The 4,612-nt window shown below is 48.4% G+C and carries 5 protein-coding genes and 2 pseudogenes; 2 read left to right on the top strand and 5 right to left on the bottom strand.

Going from position 1 to position 4,612, the window contains the following annotated elements:
• Positions 1 to 56 precede the first annotated feature (56 nt).
• The 3 genes and pseudogenes from rfbD to rfbA all read right to left on the bottom strand — a co-directional run bounded on the left by rfbD (position 57) and on the right by rfbA (position 2,348).
• Positions 57 to 938: a dTDP-4-dehydrorhamnose reductase gene (gene rfbD / locus KDK14_RS05585; RefSeq protein WP_257264029.1), complete on the bottom strand. Its 882-nt coding sequence runs from the start codon at positions 936 to 938 to the stop codon at positions 57 to 59.
• A pseudogene (rfbC, locus tag KDK14_RS05580) lies at positions 935 to 1,471 on the bottom strand (dTDP-4-dehydrorhamnose 3,5-epimerase). The gene rfbD and the pseudogene rfbC overlap by 4 nt, the downstream one beginning before the upstream one ends.
• Positions 1,471 to 2,348, bottom strand: a pseudogene (gene rfbA, locus KDK14_RS05575) (glucose-1-phosphate thymidylyltransferase RfbA). Before rfbA ends, rfbC begins: the two co-directional pseudogenes overlap by 1 nt.
• Positions 2,349 to 2,478: 130 nt before the next feature.
• Here rfbA and KDK14_RS05570 point away from each other — a divergent pair.
• A complete protein-coding gene (locus KDK14_RS05570) occupies positions 2,479 to 2,730 on the top strand; it encodes a DUF6364 family protein (RefSeq protein ID WP_257264028.1) in 252 nt (83 codons plus the stop codon).
• On the top strand, positions 2,727 to 3,149 hold the full coding sequence (locus tag KDK14_RS05565; RefSeq protein WP_257264027.1) for a PIN domain-containing protein: 423 nt from the start codon (positions 2,727 to 2,729) through the stop codon (positions 3,147 to 3,149). Before KDK14_RS05570 ends, KDK14_RS05565 begins: the two co-directional genes overlap by 4 nt.
• 38 nt (positions 3,150 to 3,187) lie before the next feature.
• Here the strand turns inward: KDK14_RS05565 and rfbB are convergent, their stop codons facing one another.
• Both rfbB and KDK14_RS21640 read right to left on the bottom strand, forming a co-directional pair.
• Positions 3,188 to 4,261, bottom strand: a complete 1,074-nt coding sequence (gene rfbB, locus KDK14_RS05560; protein ID WP_257264026.1) for a dTDP-glucose 4,6-dehydratase — start codon at positions 4,259 to 4,261, stop codon at positions 3,188 to 3,190.
• Between the two features lie 57 nt (positions 4,262 to 4,318).
• Entirely contained in the window at positions 4,319 to 4,561 is a 243-nt protein-coding gene (locus KDK14_RS21640; RefSeq protein WP_373691035.1) for a serine O-acetyltransferase, read from the bottom strand.
• Positions 4,562 to 4,612 lie beyond the last annotated feature (51 nt).

Genomic DNA, 4,612 nt, shown 5'->3' with positions numbered 1-4,612 from the left:
GGCTTTTGCTGGCCGAAAGAATCACCAGAAAGGCCAGCCAGCTAACCGCTAAAATCCTAATCACGCTTCAAAGATTCCAGCACTGTCTCTAAACTGCTTTGCCAATTCCGTTCAATACCCTCTACCGGAAAACTGCTGCAATCCAGCACCGAATACTCGGGTCGGGTCGCGGGTGTCGGATAATCTTTTGTCGCAATTGGCAATACGACAGGTTTCCGTTCCAGCAGCCCCAACTGACAAGCTTGAGCAATAATAGCCCGCGCAAAACCATGCCAGCTGGTCGCCTCTTCACCGCAGAAGTGATAAACCCCGAATTTAGACCAGCCGGAATCCACCTGCATCTCAGCCGCAATTTTAACAATGGCATCTGCCAGGTCACCGGCATAAGTAGGGCAACCATACTGATCCGCCACAATGGTCAAGGTATCCCGTTCTGCAGCAAGGCGTAACATGGTTTTCACAAAGTTATTGCCATATTCGCTGAATACCCAGGCAGTACGAATAATTACATGCTTTGCCGTAGCCAAGATAACCGCACTCTCACCAGCCAGCCTGGTTTCACCATAAACACTTTGCGGTGCGGTACAGCCCTCTGGCCGATAAGGCGTAATACCCAAACCATCAAACACATAATCCGTAGAGACGTGGATAATAGGAATATCCAGCTCTGCACAAAGTGTTGCCAGGTTTGCAGGGCCAACCTCATTTACCTGTACCGCCAGCTCCCGTTCTGTTTCTGCTTTATCCACAGCGGTATAAGCAGCAGCATTAATAATCAGATCAGGCTTATGCTGATGAACAAAGGGTGCCACTGCCGACTGATCGGTAATATCCAGCTTATCCACATCCACAGCGACTACTTCAAAATCGTAATGGCCAGTACGATCCTGCAGGCATCTGCCAAGCTGTCCGTTACTCCCGGTAATCAGAATTTTCATTGGGTCAGATCCTTGAACAGCGGAGCGTCAGCATCCTTGGCAGACAGAGTTGGGTTCTTTACCGGCCATTCAATAGCCAGATCCGGATCATCCCAGCGAATAGCCCCCTCATCGGTTGGATCATAATAATCTGTACACTTGTACTCAAAATCAGCAAATTCTGAAGTCACTACAAAACCATGGGCAAAACCCGGTGGCACCCAGAACTGTCGCTTATTTTCTTCAGACAGGAAAACGCACACGGTTTGACCATAAGTAACAGAGCCAGGCCGAATATCCACGGCCACATCAAACATTTCACCGCGCACCACTCGAACCAGCTTGCCCTGAGGTTTCTGCTTTTGAAAATGCAGGCCGCGCAAAACCCCATAGGCAGAACGGAAATGGTTATCCTAGACAAAATCCAGATCAATATTCAGCTGCTGCCGGTAACGATCTGCCTGAAAGCTTTCCAGAAAAAAACCTCTATCGTCACCATACACTTTGGGCTCGATAATCTTTACATCGGGAATTGAAGTTTCAATCACATTCATCAGGCAAACTCCCGGGCAATTTTCATCAAATACTGGCCATAACCGGTTTTAGCCAGCCGCTCACCGGTGGCTATTACCTCTTCAAAAGAGAGCCAGCCCTGCTGATAAGCGATCTCTTCCAGCGCAGCCACTTTTAAGCCCTGGCGATGTTCAATGGTCTGCACAAAGTGCCCAGCTTGCATTAAGGAATCGTGGGTGCCGGTATCCAGCCAGGCAAAGCCACGCCCCAGCAGGCTGACATTCAGCCCCATGGCCAGGCAGGCATTATTGACATCGGTGATTTCCAGCTCACCGTGGTCGGAAGGCTTAATATCCCGGGCAATACTAACGACGGTGTTATCGTAAAAATAGAGCCCGGTTACCGCATAATTTGATTTAGGTTCAGCAGGTTTTTCCTCAATACTGGTAGCCTTGCCTTGCTCATCAAAAGCAACTACCCCAAAACGGTGCGGGTCTGACACATGGTAACCAAATACTGTTGCCCTTTCTCAACGGCAGTGGCTTGCTGTAACTGCTCAGAAAAAGGCTGGCCGTAGAAGATATTATCTCCCAGCACCAGGCTAACATGATCTTCACCAATAAAATCAGCACCGATCAGAAACGCCTGAGCCAACCCTTCAGGATTAGGCTGTTGTGCATAGGAAACCGAAATACCAAATCGACTGCCATCACCCAATAAGCGCTGAAAACCGGGCAAGTCTTCCGGAGTGGAGATGACCAGCACATCCCGAATACCTGCCAACATTAAAACAGACAGAGGGTAGTAGATCATCGGTTTGTCATAAACCGGTAATAGCTGCCTGGAACCCCCCATGGTAATGGGGTGCAAACGGGTGCCGGAGCCACCTGCCAGGATGATGCCTTTGTATTTTTTCATAGTTCTGATGTGATGATGCGCAATAAAATCGCAGGAATGGACCAACTAACTTAAAAACTTGAACTGCGCTGCCTTGCCCTAACCAGTCATACGTACTAATTTATAAAGTCAATACGTAATGGAGAACAAGATGAGTAAACTGACACTGACCGTTGACCCGGACGTGATAAGACAGGCAAAGAGCTACGCCGCAAGCCAGCAGCAAAGCCTCTCTAAACTGGTTGAAAACTATCTGAGAACACTGCCTAAAGCACCGGGAACAGAAGAACCCGCACTGGAACTCAAAGGGCTGGTTGCCGATCTGGCTGGCGTGATCGATGAATCTGAACTGGCCAAACACAATGCAGATTATGTCCGCTTTCTGCAGGAGAAATACCAGTGACACAAACACTGTACCTTGATGCGGACATCATTCTGGATCTGCTTGCCCGGCACCAACCCTGGTTTAAAGAGAGTGCCGCCATATTTATGAAAATACAGAGTGGTGAATTTCAAGGTGCTACGTCAGTCACCATATTTGCCAACGTCTTTTACATACTCAGAAAAAGCCTTGGCCGAAAAGCGGCCAGAGAGGCACTGGTAAAACTTAAAAGCCTGCTGAATATTATGGTGACTTCCGAGGCCAGTCTGGAGCAGGCCTTAATGTCTGGCTTTACCGATTTTGAAGACGCTATTCAATATTACACCGCTCAAAACGGCGGTGCCCATATACTGCTCACACGGAATATAAAGGACTACAAGCCAGAAAACCTGCCAGTGATGACGCCTGCACAGTTACTTGAGAGCATTAACTGCCACTGAACCTGCCAATGCGGGAGGCCCAGAGATTGTGGCTCAAATTACCCGGCAATGCTGGCTTCACCCAGTCGGCTTAACTGATATTCGCCGGACAGAACCCGTTCCCACCACTGGCGGTTATCGAGATACCACTGAACTGTTTTACGAAGGCCTGTTTCAAACGTTTCTTCCGGCACCCAACCCAATTCTCTCTCAATTTTGGCGGCATTGATGGCATAACGGGCATCATGGCCGGGACGGTCTTTAACAAAAGTAATCAATTCACGGTATTTGCTGACACCCACTGGTTTTGCTGGTGCCAGCTCTTCCAGCAGATCACAGATAGCTGTTACCACATCAATATTCTTTTTCTCGTTATGGCCACCAATGTTGTAGGTTTCTCCCACTTTGCCTTCAGTTACCACTTTATAAAGCGCACGTGCATGGTCTTCTACATAGAGCCAGTCACGAATCTGACAGCCATCGCCATACACCGGCAGTGGCTTGCCATGAAGCGCATTAAGAATAATGTGAGGGATCAGCTTCTCCGGGAAGTGATATGGCCCGTAATTGTTGGAGCAGTTCGTCACTATCACGGGCAGGCCATAGGTTCGGTGCCAGGCTCTTACCAGATGGTCTGAACCTGCCTTGCTGGCAGAGTAGGGGCTGCTTGGGGCATAAGGGGTGGTTTCAGTAAACAGGTCATTAGTGCCGTGCAGGTCGCCATAGACTTCGTCGGTGAAGATGTGGTGGAAACGGAAGGCAGCCTTCTTGTCTTCAGCCAATTTCTGCCAGTAGTTACGGGAACATTCCAATAGATTAAAAGTGCCCACCAGGTTGGTCTGGATAAATGCAGCAGGGCCATCAATGGAGCGGTCTACGTGGCTCTCGGCGGCGAGGTGCATTACGGCATCGGGTTGGTGTTCGGTAAAAACGCGGTTCAGTTCCTGAGCATTGCAGATATCCACTTGCTCGAATAGATAGCGGTCATTCTGCAATTCAGTAGGAATAGATTCGGTATTACCTGCATAGGTCAGGGCATCAAGGTTAATAACTGTGTTATCAGTATTGGCAAGAATATGACGAACTACGGCACTTCCGATAAAGCCTGCGCCGCCGGTGAGAAGAATGATCACAAGCAGGTCCAATGATAAAAAGAAAGCTTATTTGAAGAAATAACGTTAGAAATCCGTTTAACCGTGAAACGGGTTTCTTATATATTTGCGTGAGCCTTTGTTGGAAATAACCTGAGCCGGATTACCAATCACAACGCCATGGTCAGGGACAGACTCAGTAACAACAGCGTTGGGCCCAATTAAAACATGGTTGCCAATCTTTATATCGCCAATAATGCAAGCCCCGGGTGAAATATAAACATAATCACCAATAGTAGGATATTTACCGGCCCGCTGACCAAAGGTAACGCCGTGGCACATAAGTAGTTAACCAAATGAAATCATATTTTCTGACTAAGTGGCCAGTCACTC

The organism is Endozoicomonas sp. ONNA2 (genome assembly GCF_024606365.1).
Taxonomy (GTDB): domain Bacteria; phylum Pseudomonadota; class Gammaproteobacteria; order Pseudomonadales; family Endozoicomonadaceae; genus Endozoicomonas.
The sequence above is the reverse complement of the archived record's forward strand: the minus strand, read 5'-3'. Positions and strand labels throughout refer to the sequence as shown.

Excerpts from the sequence above, each read along its gene's own strand:
- rfbD (WP_257264029.1), bottom strand. The coding sequence starts at position 938 with ATGAAAATTCTGATTACCGGGAGTAACGGACAGCTTGGCAGATGCCTG.
- KDK14_RS05570 (WP_257264028.1), top strand. The coding sequence starts at position 2,479 with ATGAGTAAACTGACACTGACCGTTGACCCGGACGTGATAAGACAGGCA.
- KDK14_RS21640 (WP_373691035.1), bottom strand. The coding sequence starts at position 4,561 with ATGTGCCACGGCGTTACCTTTGGTCAGCGGGCCGGTAAATATCCTACT.